Source organism: Streptomyces sp. NPDC002573 (assembly GCF_042889625.1).
Lineage (GTDB): Bacteria > Actinomycetota > Actinomycetes > Streptomycetales > Streptomycetaceae > Streptomyces > Streptomyces gibsoniae.
The window spans coordinates 1-2,332 of the sequence record NZ_JBIARC010000230.1; the positions used below are offsets into that span (position 1 = coordinate 1).

Annotated in this window: 1 protein-coding gene and 2 pseudogenes; all 3 read left to right on the forward strand. The window is 71.1% G+C overall.

Annotation, left to right across the window (positions count from 1 at the left end; genetic code table 11):
* Positions 1-12: 12 nt before the first annotated feature.
* Positions 13-117 (forward strand): annotated as a pseudogene (locus tag ACFYX0_RS47475) (hypothetical protein); the annotation flags it as partial.
* 298 nt (positions 118-415) lie between these two features.
* Positions 416-1,207, forward strand: a complete 792-nt coding sequence (locus ACFYX0_RS47480) for a hypothetical protein (RefSeq protein ID WP_388981990.1) — start codon at positions 416-418, stop codon at positions 1,205-1,207.
* A gap of 52 nt (positions 1,208-1,259) precedes the next feature.
* Positions 1,260-2,237, forward strand: a pseudogene (locus ACFYX0_RS47485) (FAD-dependent oxidoreductase); the annotation flags it as partial.
* Positions 2,238-2,332: the final 95 nt, after the last annotated feature.

The following is a 2,332-nucleotide window of genomic DNA, read 5'->3' on the forward strand; positions in this document are numbered from 1 at the left end:
TCCTATCGGGCGGTGTGGGGCAAGCTCACCGCCGGGCTGGTCGGACTTCCGCTGGTCAGCCCGCATGCCTCCTCGCTCTCGCGGGCCCGGCGCCGACTGGGCGCAGAGCCGCTGCGGGTGCTGTTCGAGACGCTGGCCGGGACCGTGGCGACCAGGAGTACTCCGGGCGTGTGGTGGTGCGGGATGCGCACGGTCGCCTTCGACGGCACCGGCCTGCAGCTGCCCGACCGCGCCCCGGTCACCGGCCGTTTCCCCAAGCGCAGCGGCGCGGTACGCGAGTTCGGCTACCCGCTGATGCGTCTGGTCACTCTGGTCGAGACCGGCACCCACGCGATCACAGCCGCCGCGTTCGGACCCGAGAGCGAAGGCGAACTCCCTTATGCCATACGCCTGTTGGACCCGCCTGGAGGCGAACATGCGGGTGCTGACGGACGCTGGGTTCGACGCGATCGGTTTCCTGCGCGGCATCCACGCCACCGGCGCGCAGTTCCTGGTGCGCTCCTCGGCCACCCTCCGCCCGCTCGTCCAGGACCGCCCGCCGGACGGCTCGTATCTGACCCGCCTGTCCGCGCCCTACCGGACCGGACACGGCTACGGCCTGCTGACCGTCCGCGTGATCGAGGCATGGATCACGGTGAAACTGGCGGACGGGACCGTGCGCCGGGAACAGTGGCGACTGATCACCAGCCTCACCGACCCCGCCCTGCACCCCGCCAGACGCCTGGCGACGCCTTACCACGAAAGGTGGCAGGCGGAAACCTGCTACGCAAGCGTGAAGGCGACCCTGCTGGACGGTCGCGTCCTGCGCTCCGGACACCCCGCCGACCTGGACCAGGAGGTCCGGGGCATCCTCACCGTCTACCAGGCCCTGATCCACACCGCCGCGGACGCCGCCACCCACCGTCCTGGCCTGGACATGGACCGGCTCAGCTTCACCATCGCCCTGAACGCCGCCCGCGACCAGGTCACCACCGCCTCCGGCATCCTTCCCTCCGGCACTGCCCAGCTGGTCGGCACCACCGGCCGCGCACTGCTCGACAACCTCCTGCCGGCGCACCGCCGCCAGCGCCCGAAAGCCCGCAGCCTCAAGAGCCACAGCAAGTACGCCCCGAACACCGCCCAACACCCCGCCACCGCCCAGACCTACACCTTCCACACCGAGATCGCGATCACGGAGAAGGGGCTTGCGCCCCGCTCACATCGGTAAACGCAACGGCGTTGGTAGGCTCACTCCGCAACACGACGCGAAGGGGAGCCCAGTGGCGCGGGTTGCGGTGATCGGCGGGGGTATCAGCGGGCTGGGCACGGCGCTCATGCTCGGCCGGCAGGGCCACAGGGTCACGCTGTTCGAGCAGGACACGCGGCAGGCCGGAGAGGACCTGGACCGGGACTTCTTCGACTGGAACAGGCCCCGAGTCCCGCAGGCCAACCATCCCCACTCGTTCCTCGCGCCCGTCCGCACCGTGTTGCGCACCGAGACCCCTGATGTCTACGCGGACCTGCTGGCACGCGGAGCCCGGGAATACCACGACTTCGACTGGTTCGATGAGCATCCGCCGCACCGGGCCGGCGATGAGGACTTGGTAACCCTCCGCACCCGCCGCATCGTGCTGGAGGCCGCCCTGACCGCGGCCGTGCGACGGGAACCCACCGTCGAAGTGCGGCAAGGCTGTCGGGTGCGCGCCCTCACCTTCGAGGAGGGCCGCCCTGCCCGGGTCACCGGCATACAGACGGGCGCGGAAATACACCAGGCGGACCTCGTCATCGACGCCGCCGGCCGCCGCTCGCCGGTCCCCTCCTGGCTGACCGCGGCCGGCTGCCGCCCGCCCGTGGTCGACAGCCACCGCACCGGGATCACCTACCTGTGCCGCTGGTACCGCCTGCGCGCCGACGGCCCGCGTGATCCCGGGCGGGTGAAGACCGGCTCAGCCGCACCGTTCGCGCTCGCCGGCGTCTTCCCTTCCGACAACGACACCTTCGCGGCGCACCTGGTGCTGTCCACGGGGGATCCGACCCGCGGCGCGCTCACCGACCCTGCCGTGTTCGAGGCCGTCGCCCGCCGCTTCCCCGCCACCGCCGCCTGGCTCGACCTGGCCCCCGAACCACAGACAGCCGTCCTGGCGATGGCCGGACTGGACAACCGCTGGACTTCCCTCGTCGACGATGACGGACCCGTCGTCATGGGCCTGGTCAACGCCGGGGACAGCCTCGTCCATACCAACCCCACCCTGGGTCATGATCGCGTCCCATGAAGTGGTGTAGCCGGGCGTGGTCCCGGAACGCGCGGGTGTCTGCCCGGGGCGTGCATCCGCTGACGGTGCGTGCTCCCTGA